Below are 17225 nucleotides of genomic sequence, written 5' to 3' on the forward strand. Positions count from 1 at the left end.
TGCGTCAGACCCCCCGCTGCCGCAGCGCGGACCCCGATCTGCCCTTGACGACCTCCAGCTGGGCGTGGATCCGCCGCCGCAGGTCGGGGACGTGGCTGACGATGCCGACGCTGCGGTCGCGTTCGCGCAGCGAGTCGAGGACGTCGAGGACCTCGTCCAGGGTCTGGTCGTCGAGGCTGCCGAAGCCCTCGTCGATGAAGAGGGTGTCGAGGCGGACGCCACCCGCCTCGTCCGTGACGACGTCCGCGAGGCCGAGGGCGAGGGCGAGCGAGGCGAAGAAGGTCTCGCCGCCCGACAGGGTCGCGGTGTCGCGTTCGCGTCCGGTCCAGGCGTCGACCACGTGCAGCCCGAGCCCACTGCGGCCGCGTCCGGTGCGGTCGTCGGAGTGGACGAGGGTGTAGCGGGCCCCCGACATGCGCTGCAGCCGCGCGGTCGCGGCTGCGGCGACCTGCTCCAGTCGGGCCGCGAGGACGTACGACTCCAGGCGCATCTTGCGTTCGTTGTCGGCGGAGGTGCCCGCGGTGAGGGCGGCGAGGCGGGCGACGCGGTCGTACTCCTCGCGGAGCGGGGCGAGCCGCCGTACGGCCTGGGTGGCGCGCGCGGAGAGGCGGTCCAGCTCGGCGCAGCAGCGGCCGGCCGCGTCCCGCGCGGAGGCCGCCTCGCGCAGCCGGAGTTCGGCCGCGGCGGCCGTGCGCTCGGCCGTGGCGGGGTCGGCGGACGGGCGCTGGGCGGCGGCCGCGGTGTCCGCCTCCGCCAGCATCGCGCGGACGGCGGCCTCCTCGGTCTGCCAGGCGTCCAGGCGGTGCTGCAGCTCGCGATGGGCCGCGGCGTCCAGGAGGGCGGCGGCCGCGGCCTGCGGGGTGTCGAATCCGGCCCGGTAGGCGGCGTCGGCCAGTCGGGCGTCGGCGTCCTTCAGGCGCTGGGCGGCGTCCTCGGCCGCGCGTACGGCGTCGGCGGCCTCGGTGAGCAGGGCCACCTGCCGCTCCAGCTGTGCGGCACGGGCGGCCACGCTGCCCGAGCCACCGCGCGCCTGGGTCAACTCGGTCTCCAGCTGGGCCTGTTCACGCTCCAGTGACTCGCGCCGGGTGAGCCGGGACGCGGCCCGTACGGCGGCCTGCTGGCGGTCGGCGAGGCGCCGCTCGCGCTCCTGCTCGGCGCGCCGCAGCTCCTCGTGGACGACGTGCAGCGCGGAGGCGTCGCGGCGGGCGCTGGTGTACTCCTGTTCCAACTCGGCGGCGGCCTCTTCGAGGCGGGCGGTGGGTGTGTCGCCGGCCTCGGCGGTGGCGGCGGCCAGGGCCTCGCGGACGACGCCGAGCCGCCGTTCGTCCCCGGTGTGCTGCTCCTCGGCGCGCTGGTACGCGGCGAGGGCCTGCTCCTCGGTCTCGCGGTCGACGTGCCCGGCGACCTTGCGGGCGGGGGCCGGGTGTTCGGTGGCACCGCAGACGGCGCAGGGCTCACCGTCGCTGAGGTGGGCGGCCAGTTCGGCGGCGATGCCGTTGAGGCGCTGTTCCTTGAGGTCGAGCCAGTGCGTGCGGGCGTCCTGCGCGCGCTGCGCGGCGGCCAGCGCCCGGCGCTGGGCGTCCTCCAGGTCCGCGGCCAGCTGGTCCCGGGTGCGGGCGGCGGTGAGGCGTCCGCGCATCGGATCCCGCTGGACGGCCAGCCGCTCGGCGCGGGTCGCGGCCTCCTGGGCGGAGTCGACGCGGGACTGCAGCGCCGCGCGGGTGGTGTCCCACTCGGCGAGCCAGGCCTCGGCCTCGCGGAGCACGTCCTCGTCGGCACGCTCCTGGCGGTCGAGCCCGGACCGCTCCTCGGTCAGCTCTGCGAGCCGCCGCTCGGCGCGCCGGGCCGCGTCCAGTCCGCCCAGCTCCTCGGCGGCCCGGCGGGCGGCGGAGGCGAGTCCGCCCGCGCCGGCGTCGGCGTAGGAGCCGGGGAGCGCGCCCCGCGTGCGCGTCTCGGCCGCGGCCGCCCTGCGGTGCTCCTCCTCGGCGGCCTGCCTCAGCTCCAGCGCGGGTGCGACCGCCTCGGCCTTGCGGGACCGCTCCATGCGCTGCTGGGCCTCGCGATGGGTGCCGGCCCGCTCCTGGAGCCGCTCGGCGCGCCGCCGGGCCTCGGTGAACCGGCTCTGCAGGCGGGCGAGTTCGCGTACGTCGTCCAGGGCGCGCCGGGTCTCGGCCCGGACGGACTCGGCGGCGTCGAGGCGGCAGCGGGCGACGGTGAGGCGTTCGCGGGCGGTGGCGCGGGCGACGGCGGCGGCACCGAGGACGGCCTCGGCCAGGCCCGGGTCACCGGGCGCCAGCTCGGGCAGCTCCATGGCGTCGCCGGCCTCCTGCTGCATGCGGTGGGCGTCGGCGAGCAGCGCCGCGTCGCCCTCCCGTACGCGTGCCTCGGTGGCGCGGCGGCGTTCGGCGAGACGCTTCTCGACGTCGGCGAAGCGCCGGGTGTCGAAGAGGCGGCCCAGGAGCCGGCCGCGGGCCTCGGCGTCGGCGCGCAGGAAGCGGGCGAAGTCGCCCTGGGGCAGCAGCACGACCTGGCAGAACTGCTCGCGGCTCATGCCGAGCAGCTGGGTGATCTCCTCGCCGATCTCCTGGTGGGAGCGACTGCGGTCCTTCCAGGCGCCGGTCGTGACGTCGTACTCACGCAGCCAGGTCTGGGCCTTGTCGACGGTCGTGCCGGTGCCGCGCAGTTTGGCCCGCTCCCAGGGCGGCTGCCGGGTGATCTCGAGGCGGCGGCCGGCGACGGTGAGGTCGAGGCGGACCTCGGTGCGGGTGCGCGGCTCGGCGTGGTCGCTGCGCAGGTTCATGCCCTGACCGCTCTGCCGCGCGCCGGGGACCGAGCCGTACAGGGCGTAGCAGACGGCGTCCAGGACGGAGGTCTTGCCGGCGCCGGTGGGGCCGTGCAGCAGGAAGAGCCCGGCGGCGGACAGGGCGTCGAAGTCGACGCTCTGGGAGCCGCCGAAGGGCCCGAAGGCGGTGATGTCGAGCCGGTGCAGCCTCACCGCGCCACCTCCCGTACGGCGTCGTCGGCGCGGACGGCGTCGAAGGCCTCGCGCAGGACGGCAGCCTCCCGCTCGTCGGGCCCGGCGCCGCGCACATGGGCGACGAAGTCGTGGGCGATCTGCTGGTCGCTGCGGCCCGCGAGGCGCCGGGCGTACGACACCTGGGGGTCGTCGGGGGCACGCTCGGGGGCGAAGACGAGGCTCAGGGTGTGCGGGAAGCGCTCGGCGAGCCGGGCCATGGGATCGGCGGGCCGCACCGGATCGGTGAGGGTGGCCTCGACCCAGGCGTCCTCGTGGCGGGCCAGCGCCGGATCGGCGAGCAGGTCGTCCAGGGTGCCCTTCAGGCGGGCCAGCGGGCGCGGCACCGGGCAGTCGAGGCGCTCGGCGGTCAAGGACCCGTCGGCGCCCAGGTCGACCAGCCACATGCTCTTGCGGTGGTCGGCCTCGGAGAAGGAGTACGCAAGCGGGGAGCCGGAGTAGCGCACGCGCTCGGTGAGGGTCTGGCAACCGTGCAGATGGCCGAGCGCCACGTAGTCGACGCCGTCGAAGACCCCGGCCGGTACGGCGGCGACCCCGCCGACGGTGATGTCCCGTTCGCTGTCGCTGGCCTGGCCGCCGGTGACGAAGGCGTGGGCGAGGACGACCGAGCGGGTGCCCGGCGCGCGGCCGGCGAGCTCGGTGCGGACGCGGTCCATCGCAGCGCCGAGCACGGCCTCGTGTCCGGCCTTCTCCACCCCGAACTCGTCCTTCACCAGGGCCGGTTCGAGGTACGGCAGGCCGTAGAAGGCGACGTCGCCGTGGGCGTCGGCCAGCACGACCGGGGTGGCGGCCGCCGACGGCTCGGTGCGCAGGTGGATGCCGGCGCGGTCGATGAGCCCGGCGCCGACGCCGAGGCGGCGGGCCGAGTCGTGGTTGCCTGAGATCATCACCGTGGGCACGCCGAGGTCCGCGAGGCGGTGCAGGGCGTCGTCGAACAGCTCGACGGCTGCGAGCGGGGGCACCGCGCGGTCGTACACGTCGCCCGACACGACCACCGCGTCCACCTCGCGCTCGCGCACGGTGGTGACGAGGTGACCGATGAACTCGGACTGGGCCCCGAGCATGTTCACCCGGTGGAAGGCCCGGCCGAGATGCCAGTCGGACGTGTGCAGGAGTCTCATGATCCCCGAGACTAACGGCCGGGTCTGACATCACGGGCGGTTACTCCCGTATCAGCCCGTCACGACCCGCCGACTTGCCGCCCTTTATGCCCGATTAAGGGGGAACGTCACGCATCTCCGTAGGCCTCGCCACCCAGTTCGAGGCCCGCCGCGCCCGCCGTCACATCGGCGAGCCAGGCCCGGAAGGCGTCCACGTCGGCGTCGGGCAGCCCGATCTCGATGGTGACCGCCTCGCCGTAACGGACGTCCCGGACCTCGCGTCCGGTGGCGCGCAGGTCGTTCTGGACCTTGCCCGCGCGCTGGTGGTCGACGGTCACCGTGGCCAGCCTGAAACGGCGCCGGGTGAGCGTACCGAGGGTGTCGAGGGCCTCGCCGACGGCGCCGCCGTAGGCGCGGATGAGTCCACCGGCGCCGAGCTTGACGCCTCCGTAGTAGCGGGTGACGACAGCGACGACGTAGCGCATCTCGCGGCGCAGCAGCATCTGGAGCATGGGGACGCCGGCGGTGCCGCCCGGCTCGCCGTCGTCGCTGGCCTTCTGGACGGAGGCGTCGGCACCGATGACGTACGCCCAGCAGTTGTGGGTGGCATCGGCGTGCTCCTTGCGCACGGAGGCGACGAAGTCCTGCGCCCCCTGCTCGGTGGCGGCCGGGGCGAGGGCGCACAGGAAGCGGGAGCGGTTGATCTCGATCTCGTGCACGCCGGCGCGGGCGACTGTGCGGTACTCGTCCTGCATCCCGCCAGCGTAGGCGCTGCGCCGGGTGCGCCGAGACGGGCGGTGCGGCGATCCGGCGCCGTGCCGCTGCGGCGTCGTCGCCGTCGGTCGCGCCCGCGCGGCGGCAGCCGCATGTCGGCACGGCCTCGCGCCCCTGGGAGCGCTACGACGTCCGGGGCACTACCTCTTCCGGCCGCGCGGCACTGTGAACGACGTCAGGAGGGCGGTACCGGGGCCGAGGGCCGGCCAGCCGGTGCCGTGCCAGGACAGGACGGCGATCGCGGACGTCGGGAACTTCGTCCGCACCCGCTCCAGTGTGTCGTCCAGCCCGTCGTCCGCCAGCTCCAGGACCAGCTCCTCCAGCCCGGGGTTGTGCCCGACCACCAGCAGCGTCTCCACCTCGGGCGGCGCCTCGCGGACCACCTCCAGCAGCTCCGGTGCGCCGGCCGCGTACAACCGCCGGTCGTAGCGCACCGGCGGCGGAGTGCCCCACTCGGCGGAGGCCAGCTCCCAGGTCCGACGGGCGCGTACGGCCGGGGAGCACAGCGCGAGGTCGGGCAGGAAGTCGGCCTCGGCGAGGGCGCGTCCGGCGGCCGGGGCGTCGCGCAGGCCGCGCGGCGCGAGCGGCCTGCGGTGGTCCTCGACCCCCTCGGGCCAGGCGGACTTCGCGTGCCGCAGCACCACCAGCCGGCGCAGCGGGCCCGCGCCCGCCCGCGCGATCACGTCGGACTCCCGAGGTCGCGCGCGAGGTCGAGGGCCAGCAGACGGTCGGCGTAGACATACGTCTCGAAGCGGGCGCCGTCGGCGAGGTCCGGGGCGCTCTCCACGGCGCGCAGCACCTCCAGCACTCCGGGCAGGTCGAGATCGTCCTCCCAGGCGGAGCGCAGCCGCGCCCGCACCTCGTCGGGCACGGGCCGCGAGGGCCGGCGCGCCCACCCGGCCACGGCCCGCCGCCACCGGGCCAGCCGTCCGGCAGCCTCCTCCAGCAGGGCGGAGTCGAGCCGGACGGCTTCGCCGCGCGGGACGGTGAGCAGAGCGAGCCGGAGGGCGGAGGGATCCTGCAGCAGAGCCGGGAGTGCCGGGTCGGGAGCGGACTCGGGGGCGTGACCGGAGGTCGGATCCGCTCGCCGCCCGGCCAGGCACTCCCCCCTCCATTCCACCGGTGCCACCCGCACCACCGGCCCCCCGCCGGAGGCGTCCGCCGCCCCGGCCGTCACCTGGATCGCCTGGACCGTCCCCGGGCCCGGCGTGAGGTCGCGGGCGTCCTCGAAGGGGTGGATGGTCAGGGCTGTCGCGGCTGTACGGAGTGCGGTGCGGTCGTGGGGTGCGGTGAGGATCGTCCAGACGGGGGTGCCGCCCAGTTCCAGGGCGCGGACGAGGAGGTCGGCGGTGAGCAGCACCCGCAGGGCCGTGGGATCGAGCCCGTCGGCACGGGCCTCGATCCGGGTCGGGCCGCGGCGGGCGGGCACGGGCTCACCGGTTCGGGCGTCGAGGATGCGCAGCACGGGCTGAGCGTAGGCGGGCGAAGGGTCGTAGGCAGGCATCTTGCGTCGATTCCGGACATGGTGGCGAAGTGGCGGGGCGGGGGAATCCGGACCCGCCGGGGTGCTGTTGCCCAGGGGAACAGTTTCCCGCAGTCCCGAGGAGGCGGCCGTGTACGGCGACGAAACGACGATCCGCAGGATCCTGACCGAGCTGGGCGACACCTGGGCGGTGGTCGGCCTGTCCACCAATCCCAGGCGGGCCGCGCACGGGGTGGCCCAGGTGCTCCAGCGGTTCGGCAAGCGGGTCGTGCCCGTGCACCCGAAGGCGGAGACGGTGCACGGTGAACAGGGCTACGCCTCCCTCGCTGACATCCCCTTCACGGTCGACGTCGTCGATGTCTTCGTCAACAGCGAGCTGGCCGGCGCCGTGGCCGACGAGGCCGTGACCAAGGGGGCCCGGGCGGTGTGGTTCCAGCTCGGTGTCGTGGACGAGGCCGCCTATGAGCGGACCCGGGCGGCTGGACTGGACATGGTCATGGACCGGTGTCCGGCCATCGAAATTCCACGTCTGGGCTAGTGAATCTTTCCTTCTACTCACAATTGCCAGCTGAATATTGACATTCCGGCCAGGCATCTGACCTGTAACAACCCCGTGACCGAGTGTGGGCCCAAGACACCGAAGATCCTGGGTCAAATTTTGGTTAACAGTCTTTTGCTGACTCGGAAAGCGTCCCTAGCCTGTGGCCTCCTTGCTCGTTAACGCTGCGTATAGATCTGAGAGGCCACTAGACATGGCGAATGTCGACCAGGCTGCTACGCCGGTAGCCACAAGCGACACCGGTGGCGGCCTGCGCCGCGATGTGGGACTCATCGGCCTGATGTGGGCATCGGTGGGTTCCATCATCGGCTCCGGCTGGCTGTACGGTGCGCATGACGCGGTCATCCAGGCCGGCCCTTCGGCGATCATCTCGTGGGTGATCGGCTCGGTGGCCATCGTGCTGCTCGCCCTCGTGCACGCCGAACTCGGCGGCATGTTCCCGGTGGCCGGCGGCACCGCCCGCTACCCGCACTACGCGTTCGGCGGCCTCGCCGGCATGTCCTTCGGCTGGTTCTCCTGGCTGCAGGCCGCGACGGTGGCCCCGATCGAGGTCGAGGCCATGATCGGCTACGCCGGGCACTGGTCGTGGGCGCAGCACTTCCAGCACGCCGACAAGACGCTGACGGCCAGTGGCCTGGTGGTCGCGATCGTGCTCATGGCCGTCTTCGTCGGCGTGAACTTCTTCGGCGTGCGAGCCCTGGCGCACACCAACAGCGCCGCGACCTGGTGGAAGATCGCCGTGCCTCTGGGCGCGATCTTCATCGTCGCCGTAGGAAACTTCCACCCGGCCAACTTCCACTCGGAGGGCTTCGCGCCCTTCGGCGCCAAGGGTGTGCTGGCCGCGATCAGCACCAGCGGCATCATCTTCGCGCTGCTCGGCTTCGAGCAGGCCATCCAGCTGGCGGGCGAGAGCCGCAACCCGAAGAAGGACCTGCCGCGCGCGACGCTCGGCTCGGTGGCGATCGGCGCCGTGATCTACCTGCTGCTCCAGATCGTGTTCATCGCCGCGCTGCCGCACAGCAGCTTCGCGCACGGGTGGGCACACCTCGCGTTCAAGGGCGACAGCGGCCCGTGGGCCGGCCTCGCGACCCTCGTGGGCCTCGGGTGGCTGGCAGGTGTCCTCTACCTCGACGCGATCGTCTCCCCCGGCGGCACCGGCCTGATCTACACCACTGCCACCTCGCGGGTCTCCTACGGCCTGGCGAAGAACGGATACGCCCCGAAGATCTTTGCGCGGACCGACGCGCGCGGCGTGCCGTGGTTCGGTCTCATCATGTCCTTCGCGACCGGTGTGATCTGCTTCCTGCCGTTCCCGAGCTGGCACAAGCTGGTCGGCTTCATCACCTCGGCGAGCGTGCTGATGTACGCCGGTGCGCCGCTTGCGTACGGCGTCTTCGCCGACAAGCTGCCGCACCGCGAGCGGCCGTACCGACTGCCGTTCGGCAAGATTCTCTCCCCGCTGTCGTTCGTGGTGGCCAACCTGATCATCTACTGGGCCGGGTGGGACACCCTGTGGCGGCTCGGCATGGCGATCGTCCTCGGCTACGTGCTGCTCGGCGGCTATGCCATCTACGCCCACAAGAAGAACCTGCCGGACGCGCCCCGGATGGACTTCCGGGCCGCTCAGTGGCTGCCCGCCTATCTGGTCGGCATGGGCCTGATCTCCTGGCAGGGCGGCTTCGGCGGCCAGGGCCACATCGCCCTGTGGTGGGACATCCTGCTCATCGCGGCGTTCTCGCTCGGCATCTACTACTGGGCCAAGGCGACCGCCTCCGAGGCCGAGCAGATCGAGCGCGACATCGACGAGATCGTGGTCGTGGACGTGCCCACGCACTGATATTCGTAGCGCACCGAAAGGGACGTTTCGTCAGCCACGGCCTCGGGGCCGTGGCTGACGGCGTTCGTCCCAGCCTTCGACCGTCCGCCCCGAAACACCATTCCAAGATCATCACACGAGACGGCCAAGGGTGATCAAAGGGGCGTCCGAGTGAAGCGACTCTCCGTACCATGATCAACAGACCTGAATGTCAGGTCCGCATCAAACCGGGGAGTCATCTTCAGATGAAGACCAACGTCTTCAACGCAGCCGCGCCTGCCGTGCTGGTATCCGTCCTGGCCTCGACCTTCATCGCCGTCGGCACCGGCACCGCGTCCGCGTCGGCCGACAAGTGCTCGGTTCACCAGGTGACGGAGGCCGAATCGAACCAGGTCTGCCTCGACGTCGAGGGCAAGGGCCAGACGGTCAAGTCCATCTACGGGCGCTACATCGGCATTTGGGGCATGCCGAAGCTGACGCTGTACATCAACGGGAAGCTGGCATCCAGCAAGAAGGCCACCAAGTCCACGGACGACTTCGCGGTCTACTTCCCGTCGAAGTTCGACAAGAAGTACAGCAACGGAACCACCATGCGGGTCTGCCTGAGCGAGGTCGTCGGCGACTTCCCCGCCAAGAGCACGTGCACGCCCACCATCGAGATTCACTCGTGACTCGCCGTCCTCGAGGCCTCCTCCACGAGCCGGCGCAGATGCCCGTGCGGCAGTGAGTAGATCACCCGGTGGCCCTCCTTGCGGGCCTTCACCAGGCCCGCGAGCCGCAGCCGCGTCAGGTGCGGGCCGACGGCGGGACGGGACGCGCCGCACGCCTCGGTGAGCGTCGTGACATCGGCCTGGCCCGTCGTCAGGGCGGGCGTCGACGACTCCTGCCTCAGCGCCTTCGGCGGTACCGGTGACCTGCCGCTGTGGTGGGACATCGAGGAGGTCGTGGTCACCGACGCCCCGGCGCACCGACCCGCTCCCTCTCCTGGTGTCCCGTCGGCCGAACCCGGCTGACGGGACACCGTCATAATGCGGGGGTGATCATCCCTTCCCCCCACCTCGGCTCCGCGCCCGAGGAACGCCGTACGGTCGTCGTCGTGGGCGCCGGGCCGGCCGGGCTCACCGTCGGCAACATCCTGCGGGCCGCCTCCGTCGACTGTGTCGTCCTGGAGACCGAGAGCAGACAGTTCATCGAGACCCGGCCGCGGGCCGGCGTCATCGAGGAGTGGGCGGTACGCGAACTCGCCCGGCGCGGCCTGTCCGAACGGCTGCCGGAGCGGGCCGAGTCGCACAGCGCCTGCGAGTTCCGCTTCGAGGGCGAGCGGTTCCGCTTCCCGTACGCCGATCTGACCGGCCGCCATCACTATGTCTACCCGCAGCCGCTGCTGGTGACGGACCTCGTGCGCGAGTACGCCGACGTACGCGGCGGCGACATCCGCTTCGGGGTCGGCGACGTCACGCTGCACGACCTCGACTCGGACCGGCCGGCGGTGTCGTACCGGTGCCCGGAGACGGGTGAACGGCGGCTGCTGCGCTGCGACTTCATCGCCGGCTGCGACGGTGCGCGCGGGGTGACGCGGGACGCGATACCCGAGGAGCGCCGGCGGACGGCGCGGCAGGACGACGGCATCGCCTGGCTGGCGCTGCTCGCGGAGGTCCCGCCGTCGACGGACTGCGTCCTGTTCGGCGTCCATCCGCGCGGCTTCGCCGGGCAGATGCCCCGCAGCCCCGAGGTGACCCGGTTCTACCTCCAGTGCCCGCCCGGCGACGACCCGGAGAACTGGCCGCACGAGCGGGTCTGGGCCGAGCTGCGCGAGCGGCTCGGCGCGGCCGGGGCGCCCCGGCTGACCGAGGGCCGGCTGATCGAGAAACGCGTCCTGGACATGCACCACTATGTCGTCGAACCCCTCGCCCACGGGCGGCTGTTCCTGGCCGGAGACGCCGGTCACCTGGTCGCGCCCATCGCCGCGAAGGGCATGAACCTCGCGCTGCACGACGCCTTCCTGCTCGGCGACGCGCTCGCCACGTACGTCACGAAGGGCGACGGCAGCGGCCTGGACGGCTACTCGACCGCGTGTCTGCGCCGGGTGTGGGACTACCAGGAGTTCTCGCAGTGGCTGTCGGACATCTACCACGGTGTCGCGTCGGGCGACCCGTTCCGCGCCGGCACCACGCTGGCCCGGCTGCGCCGGCTGTTCACGTCGCCCGCCGCGGCCCAGGCCTTCGCCGAGCAGTACCTCGGGACGGCGGCCGCCTACTGAGGTCCGGTGCGCCGCTCGGCCAGGTGGTGGTCCACCGTCTTCAGGGCCTCCTCCACCAGCCGGCGCAGATGTCCGTGCGGCAGTGAGTAGATCACCCGGCGGCCCTCCTTGCGGGTCTTCACCAGGCCCGCGAGCCGCAGCCGCGCCAGATGCTGGCTGACGGCGGGACGGGCCGCGCCGCACGCCTCCGTGAGCGTCGTGACATCGGCCTCGCCGGCGGTCAGGGCGTGCATCAGGGTGAGGCGGGTGCGGTCGCCGAGCAGGGCCATCAGCTCGGCGGCGAGCGCGAACTGCTCCTCGCCCGGGCTGGGCGGGTGCGCATGGTGTGCAGGTGACAGGTGCATGCGTGCGCTCATACGCACATAATGGTGCCGTGGGCGCCGCGCGTCCACTCCCGCACACCGGAAGGGGAACCACGTGAACGACCGGCACGCTCATCGACACGAGCAGCGGGACGGGAACGGCATGCCGGGGCACGACGATTCCGTGGAACGGCAGGGCGATGCAGGGCACGGCCAGCCCGCCGCCGGGCACGGCGACCGCGAGGGCGAGCGGCGTTCGCACGGGCATCCCGGGCCGGAGCACGAGGCACACATCCACGCGGGCGCGGGGCCCGTGCGGAACGAGCACCGGGTCGCGGACCGCGGGCCGGAGCCGGTGCGGGAGGCGGAAGCGGGCGGCGGGACGGTGCGGGACGAGTGCGCGCACGGCCACGGCGGTGACGGCCGTGACCGGTCCCCGCACGGCACCCAGACGCACGGCCATGACCGGCCGACCCGCCACGACCACCACCGGGGCCACGGCCCTCACCGGCCCACCCACGCCCGCGGCGAGGCCGGGCACCCTGAGCACCGGCACGGCGGCGACGGTCACGGGCACGCCTCGAGTCACCCGCACACCCCCGGGCTCCGGCACCGTCTCGCGCATCTCCTCACCCCGCACTCCCACGACAGTGCCGACAAGCTGGACCCGGCGATGGAGGCCTCGGCTCGCGGGATGCGGGCACTGTGGGTGTCGCTGGGTGCCCTCGGGGCGACCGCGCTGGCGCAGGCGGCCGTGGTGACCGTCTCCGGGTCGGTGGCGCTGCTCGGTGACACGGTGCACAACGCCGCCGACGCGCTCACCGCGGTACCGCTCGGCATCGCCTTCGTGCTGGGGCGGCGGGCGGCGACCCGCCGTTTCACCTACGGCTACGGCCGCGCCGAGGATCTCGCGGGGCTGGTGATCGTGCTGACCATCGCGGCCTCGGCGGCCTTCACAGCGTGGACGGCCGTGGGGCGGCTGCTCGATCCCCGCCCGGTCTCCCATCTGCCGGCCGTCGCGGTGGCCGCACTGGTCGGGTTCGCGGGCAACGAGTGGGTGGCCCGTTGCCGGATCCGGGTGGGCAGGGAGATCGGCTCGGCCGCGCTCGTCGCCGACGGTCTGCACGCCCGTACCGACGGTTTCACCTCGCTGGCGGTGCTGGTGGGCGCCGGAGGGGCGGCCCTGGGGTGGCAACCGGCCGACCCGGTCGTCGGGCTGGCGATCACGGCCGCGATCCTGCTGGTGCTGCGGGACGCCGCGCGCGAGGTGTTCCGGCGGATGCTGGACGCCGTGGACCCGGCGCTGGTGGACCGGGCCGAGCGGGCGGTGCGGGCGGTGCCGGGCGTGCGCGAGGTGGGCGAGCTGCGGCTGCGGTGGATCGGGCACCGGCTGCGGGCCGAGCTCGCGGTGGTGGTGGACGGCGAGGCGACACTGCGGCAGGCGCACGCGATCGCCGTCGAGGCCGAACACGCCCTGCTGCACGCCGTGCCGAGGCTCGCGGCCGCCCTGGTGCACGCCGATCCGGCCCCGGTACCGGGCGAACGGGACCCGCATCTGGCGCTGGCCCACCACCTGACGGTGTGAGACGGCGGTGCCCTGAGCGGTTCCGTTCCGGCACGGATGTGCCCTTCGCCGGTCTCAGGCGACCCCGAGGCCCTCCAGCACCACCGCTGACGGCAGTTCCGCGAAGGCCTTTCCGGGCACCAGGAGCTTGCCGCGCCGGCGTCCGCTGCCGACCAGGACGTAGGGAAGGTCCACGACAGCCGAGTCCAGCAACAGCGGCCAGCCGGCGGGCAGTCCGACCGGGGTGATGCCGCCGTACTCCATGCCGGTCTCCCCGGTCGCCGTGTCCATCGAGGCGAACGAGGCCTTGCGCGCGCCGAGTTGGCGGCGGACGGCGCCGTTGACGTCGACGCGGGTGGTGGAGAGCACCAGGCAGGCGGCCAGGGTGGTCTCACCGGCCCGCTTGCCCGCGACCACCACACAGTTCGCCGACCGCTCCAGCAGGTCGCGCCCGTAGTGCTCCACGAAGACGGCCGTGTCGGCCCAGCGCGGGTCCGTGTCGACGTAGAGCACGCGGTCGGCGGGGACCGCGCCCCGCCAGTTGCGTACGGCGTCGGCGACCGGGGTCGTCAGCTCCTGAAGGCAGTCCGTGACAGGGGTGGCCGTGTCGAAGTCTCCGATGGGTGCGCGCATGGCCGCACGCTAACAGCCCGCCGCGGCGCGGTTCAGCGCACGGGAGGCACCGAGACGGCCATCACCATCTCCATCGGGACGTCGCCCTCGTTGCCGTACGTGTGCGAGGTGCTCGCCTCGAACGTGGCGCTGGCGCCGGTCGGCACCCGGTGCTTGACGCCGTCCACCGTGAGGGTCAGTTCTCCGGCGGTGACATGGACGAGCTCCACCGTGCCCACCGGGTGCGGCTCGGAGGGGCTGGACTCCCCCGGCATCAGCCGCCAGTCCCACATCTCGACCGGGCCGGGCGCCTCCGTGCCCGCGAGGAGGCGGTTGTAGCTGCCGGCGTCGGTGTGCCACAGCCGTACGGCCTGCTCGGCGGGGACGATGCGGACGGCGGGGCCCTGTTCGTAGTCGAGCAGGGTGGTGATGCTGATGCCGAGCGCGTCGCCGATCTTGACGACGGTGCCGATGCTCGGGTTCGTGCGGGCCTGCTCGATCTGGATGAGCATGCCGCGGCTGACCCCGGCCCGGGCCGCGAGCACGTCCAGGGTGAAGCCGCGTACCGTGCGCCAGTGCTTGACATTGCGCGCCAGGGACTGGGTCAGCAGGTCGAGGTCCGACACATCACGTCCATCGATGGAGGTCCAATATATAGGATGACAGCGTTCACTCAACTGAACTACGGTGGGGTGCACCTGATCGTTCACCGAACTGTACTGCGAGGTCGGCCGTGACAGCATTCTTCGCCCTGACCACGAGCCTCCTGTGGGGGCTGGCCGACTTCGGCGGCGGGCTGCTGACACGGCGGACGCCCGCCCTGACGGTCGTGGGCGTCTCACAGGCCATCGCGGCGACGGTGCTGGGCGCGATCGTCGTCGCGACCGGCGGATGGAGCGAGGCCGGGCCCCGGCTGTGGTTCGCGTTCGCCGCCGGGCTGGTGGGACCGGTGGCCCTGCTCTCCTTCTACAAGGCACTGGCGCTCGGCCCCATGGGCGTCGTCTCCCCGCTCGCGACGCTGAGCGTGGCCGTGCCGGTGGGCGTGGGACTCCTCCTCGGCGAGCGCCCGGGACTGCTGCAGGTCGCGGGCATCGCGGTCGCCGTCACCGGGATCGTCCTCGCGGGCGGCCCGCAGTTGCGCGGTGCGCCCCTACAGCGGCGGACGATTCTGCTGACGCTGGTCGCGGCGCTCGGCTTCGGCACCGTCTTCGCGCTGATCACCGAGGCCTCGACCACCGTCACCGGGCTGTTCCTCGCCCTGTTCGTGCAGCGGCTGACGAACGTGGCAGTCGGCGGGGCCGCGCTCACCGTCTCCGTCCGGCGGGGCGGCCGGGCCGTCCCGGAGGGCGGCTTCCCCTGGGCCTCGATGCCCGCGCTGGCCTTTGTCGGCCTCGCCGACGTCGCCGCCAACGGCACGTACGCGGTCGCCGCCCAGCACGGCCCGGTCACCGTGGCGGCCGTCCTCGCCTCGTTGTACCCGGTGGTGACCGCGCTGGCGGCGCGCGGCTTCCTCAGCGAGCGGTTGCGCGCGATCCAGGCGGCGGGCGCGGGACTGGCGCTGCTCGGCACGCTGTTGCTGGCGACCAGCTGAGTCAGCCCTCGGTCTCCAGCGCCGCCAGCCGGGTCACCGCGTCCTCGTCCAGTTCCGCCAGCGCGCGCAGTTGCTCGGGCGTCGTTCCCTCCGGGATCGGCACCGGGGCCGGGGTCCGAAGCGGCGGCTGCCAGCCTCCCTCCGGAGTCCAGCGCCGTACGACCCGGGCGGGCGCTCCCGCCACCACCGCATGGTCGGGCACCGTGCCCCGTACGACCGCGCCCGCCGCGACGACCACGTTCCGGCCGATCCGCGCCCCCGGCAGGATCACCGCGCCGGTGCCTATCCAGCAGCCCGAGCCGATCTCCACCGGCTCCATGCGCGGCCACTGCCTGCCGATGGGCTCGTGCGGGTCGTCGTAGGAGTGGTTGGTGGAGGTGATGTAGACGTAGGGGCCGAAATAGCAGTCGCTGCCGATGGTGACCGTCGTGTCCGCGATGACATGGCTGCCGCGGCCGAGGACCACCCCGTCCCCGATGCGCAGGATCGGGTCCGGGCCGAGGTCCAGGTCCGGCATCAGGCCTGCGGTCAGCGTGACCTGTTCGCCGATGATGCAGTGGGAGCCGAGGTGGATCCAGGGCTCGCCGAAGACCGTGCCGAGCGGGAAGGCGAGCCTTGTGGCTGCGCCGATCGCGCCGAACCGCAGGCGGCCGGGGTGGTCGGCGGTGACGGAACCCGTGTGCTGCACCCAGGCCCAGGCCCCGTGCACCGCACGTTGCGCGGCACGGCGCCACCAGAATGAGAACGTGTTCTTGCGCTTCGGCACGGGCTTACGTTACTCAGCGGTCGCGTCCGGGGAGAGAGCGGACCGCTGTGATCTTTGCCCCACCCCGTGTCGTACCGTGCGGGGTACTTACGGACACGAGGAGACGGTGATGGCACAGCAGGCGCTGATCGTGGGCATCGGGGGCAGGGAGCCGCAGGTCGATGCGGAGGCGTTCGTGGCGCCGACGGCTTCCGTCATCGGGGATGTCACCCTGCACGCCGGGGCGAGTGTCTGGTACGGCGCGGTGGTGCGCGGCGATGTCGAGAAGATCACCGTGGGGGCACAGGCGAACGTGCAGGACAACGTCACCTTGCATGCGGATCCCGGGTTTCCCGTGCGTGTGGGTGAGCGGGTGTCCATCGGGCACAACGCGGTGGTGCACGGGGCGACGGTCGAGGACGACTGCCTGATCGGGATGGGGGCGACCGTGCTGAACGGGGCCGTGATCGGGGCCGGGTCGCTCGTTGCCGCTCAGGCCCTGGTTCCGCAGGGGATGGTGGTGCCGCCGGGGTCGCTGGTGGCCGGGGTGCCGGCGAAGGTGCGGCGGGAGCTCGCCGAGGAGGAGCGGCAGGGGGTGACCCTCAACGGCACGATGTACGCGGAGTTGGCGAAGGCACACAAGGATGTGCATCCGTAGACGCCTCCGGGGGTGCGTGGGGGCTGCCTCGGGGCGCTTCAGTCCCCTGCGCCCACCGGCTCCGCCTCGCGCTCGGCCGTCTGCGCCTTCTTCGCCCTGCGCTTGATGATCAGCATGGTGGCGAGGCCGAGGACCACCGCCGCGGCCAGGCCCACGTAGGAGAACTTCTTCAGCCAGCCCTCGGCGACCAAGCCGACGTAGTAGACGGCGGCGGTCGTGCCGCCCGCCCAGCAGATGCCGCCGAGGACGTTGGCGATCAGGAACTTCCAGTACGGCATGCGGAGGACGCCCGCGAGCGGGCCGGCGAAGATGCGCAGGAGGGCGATGAAGCGGCCGAAGAAGACGGCCCACATGCCCCACCTCTGGAACGACCGCTCGGCGGTGGCCACGTGGCCCTCGCCGAAGTGCCTCGGGAACTTGCCGCCCAGCCAGGCCAGCAGCGGGCGGCCTCCCTTGCGGCCGATCGCGTAGCCGATGGAGTCGCCGACCACGGCTCCGGCGGTCGCGCACGCGCCGAGGACGACCGGGTTGATGCCCGAGTGCTGGGAGGACATCAGCGCGGCCGAGACGAGGACGATCTCCCCCGGCAGCGGGATGCCCAGGCTCTCCACACCGATCACCAGGGCCACCACGGCGTAGACGGCGGCCGCGGGCACCGTGTCGAGCCATTCCTGGACGTGCACCGCGGGATCCTCCCCTGTCGCTGTCCCTGCCTTGCCGGGCGCCG

General features: G+C 72.9%; 18 protein-coding genes. 7 read left to right on the forward strand and 11 right to left on the reverse strand.

From position 1 onward, the window contains the following. Positions 1-4: 4 nt before the first annotated feature. The 5 genes from AB0L59_RS33875 to AB0L59_RS33895 form a co-directional block, all read right to left on the reverse strand. Positions 5-2995, reverse strand: coding sequence for an SMC family ATPase (locus tag AB0L59_RS33875; protein ID WP_365590487.1), 2991 nt, complete (start codon positions 2993-2995; stop codon positions 5-7). After that, entirely contained in the window at positions 2992-4155 is a 1164-nt protein-coding gene (locus tag AB0L59_RS33880; protein ID WP_365590488.1) for an exonuclease SbcCD subunit D, read from the reverse strand. Before AB0L59_RS33880 ends, AB0L59_RS33875 begins: the two co-directional genes overlap by 4 nt. A gap of 107 nt (positions 4156-4262) precedes the next feature. Further along, positions 4263-4889: a YigZ family protein gene (locus AB0L59_RS33885; RefSeq protein WP_365590489.1), complete on the reverse strand. Its 627-nt coding sequence runs from the start codon at positions 4887-4889 to the stop codon at positions 4263-4265. Between the two features lie 159 nt (positions 4890-5048). Further along, complete coding sequence (locus AB0L59_RS33890; RefSeq protein ID WP_365590490.1) at positions 5049-5591, reverse strand: histidine phosphatase family protein; 543 nt, start codon at positions 5589-5591, stop codon at positions 5049-5051. Then, positions 5588-6373 carry a hypothetical protein gene (locus tag AB0L59_RS33895; RefSeq protein WP_365590491.1) on the reverse strand — a complete coding sequence of 262 codons (786 nt, stop codon included), beginning with the start codon at positions 6371-6373 and terminating at the stop codon, positions 5588-5590. The genes AB0L59_RS33890 and AB0L59_RS33895 overlap by 4 nt, the downstream gene beginning before the upstream one ends. 148 nt (positions 6374-6521) lie before the next feature. Between AB0L59_RS33895 and AB0L59_RS33900 the strand changes: the two genes are divergently transcribed. The 3 genes from AB0L59_RS33900 to AB0L59_RS33910 all read left to right on the forward strand — a co-directional run bounded on the left by AB0L59_RS33900 (position 6522) and on the right by AB0L59_RS33910 (position 9437). Then, positions 6522-6929 (forward strand): CoA-binding protein, encoded by a 408-nt coding sequence (locus tag AB0L59_RS33900; protein WP_365590492.1) that lies wholly within the window; start codon positions 6522-6524, stop codon positions 6927-6929. A 214-nt stretch (positions 6930-7143) separates the two neighbouring features. Beyond that, on the forward strand, positions 7144-8787 hold the full coding sequence (locus AB0L59_RS33905; protein ID WP_365590493.1) for an APC family permease: 1644 nt from the start codon (positions 7144-7146) through the stop codon (positions 8785-8787). Between the two features lie 224 nt (positions 8788-9011). Then, positions 9012-9437, forward strand: coding sequence for a hypothetical protein (locus AB0L59_RS33910; protein WP_365590494.1), 426 nt, complete (start codon positions 9012-9014; stop codon positions 9435-9437). Here AB0L59_RS33910 and AB0L59_RS33915 read toward each other — a convergent pair. Then, a complete protein-coding gene (locus tag AB0L59_RS33915) occupies positions 9428-9718 on the reverse strand; it encodes a hypothetical protein (protein WP_365590495.1) in 291 nt (96 codons plus the stop codon). The genes AB0L59_RS33910 and AB0L59_RS33915 overlap by 10 nt on opposite strands. Before the next feature lie 84 nt (positions 9719-9802). Between AB0L59_RS33915 and AB0L59_RS33920 the strand changes: the two genes are divergently transcribed. Further along, complete coding sequence (locus AB0L59_RS33920; protein WP_365590496.1) at positions 9803-11026, forward strand: 4-hydroxybenzoate 3-monooxygenase; 1224 nt, start codon at positions 9803-9805, stop codon at positions 11024-11026. Here AB0L59_RS33920 and AB0L59_RS33925 read toward each other — a convergent pair. Next, positions 11020-11382, reverse strand: coding sequence for a metalloregulator ArsR/SmtB family transcription factor (locus AB0L59_RS33925; protein ID WP_365590497.1), 363 nt, complete (start codon positions 11380-11382; stop codon positions 11020-11022). The genes AB0L59_RS33920 and AB0L59_RS33925 overlap by 7 nt on opposite strands. A 301-nt stretch (positions 11383-11683) precedes the next feature. On the opposite strand from AB0L59_RS33925, the gene AB0L59_RS33930 reads away from it, so the two are divergent. Beyond that, positions 11684-12913 (forward strand): cation diffusion facilitator family transporter, encoded by a 1230-nt coding sequence (locus AB0L59_RS33930; RefSeq protein WP_365590552.1) that lies wholly within the window; start codon positions 11684-11686, stop codon positions 12911-12913. Positions 12914-12967: 54 nt separating this feature from the next. Here the strand turns inward: AB0L59_RS33930 and AB0L59_RS33935 are convergent, their stop codons facing one another. Then, positions 12968-13525 (reverse strand): YbaK/EbsC family protein, encoded by a 558-nt coding sequence (locus tag AB0L59_RS33935; protein ID WP_365590498.1) that lies wholly within the window; start codon positions 13523-13525, stop codon positions 12968-12970. Positions 13526-13557: 32 nt separating this feature from the next. Further along, complete coding sequence (locus AB0L59_RS33940) at positions 13558-14130, reverse strand: XRE family transcriptional regulator (protein WP_365590499.1); 573 nt, start codon at positions 14128-14130, stop codon at positions 13558-13560. Positions 14131-14237: 107 nt separating this feature from the next. Here AB0L59_RS33940 and AB0L59_RS33945 point away from each other — a divergent pair, with 107 nt between their 5' ends. Further along, the gene (locus tag AB0L59_RS33945; RefSeq protein ID WP_365590500.1) at positions 14238-15095 is read left to right on the forward strand and encodes a DMT family transporter; all 858 of its coding nucleotides are present in this window, start codon (positions 14238-14240) and stop codon (positions 15093-15095) included. Position 15096: 1 nt separating this feature from the next. On the opposite strand, the gene AB0L59_RS33950 is transcribed toward AB0L59_RS33945, so the two are convergent. Then, complete coding sequence (locus AB0L59_RS33950) at positions 15097-15861, reverse strand: acyltransferase (protein WP_365590501.1); 765 nt, start codon at positions 15859-15861, stop codon at positions 15097-15099. 109 nt (positions 15862-15970) lie between these two features. On the opposite strand from AB0L59_RS33950, the gene AB0L59_RS33955 reads away from it, so the two are divergent. Further along, positions 15971-16498, forward strand: a complete 528-nt coding sequence (locus AB0L59_RS33955) for a gamma carbonic anhydrase family protein (RefSeq protein ID WP_365590502.1) — start codon at positions 15971-15973, stop codon at positions 16496-16498. Positions 16499-16536: 38 nt separating this feature from the next. Here the strand turns inward: AB0L59_RS33955 and AB0L59_RS33960 are convergent, their stop codons facing one another. After that, entirely contained in the window at positions 16537-17181 is a 645-nt protein-coding gene (locus AB0L59_RS33960; RefSeq protein ID WP_365590503.1) for a DedA family protein, read from the reverse strand. Positions 17182-17225: the final 44 nt, after the last annotated feature.

It is taken from the genome of Streptomyces sp. NPDC052109 (assembly GCF_040680195.1).
Taxonomy (GTDB): domain Bacteria; phylum Actinomycetota; class Actinomycetes; order Streptomycetales; family Streptomycetaceae; genus Streptomyces.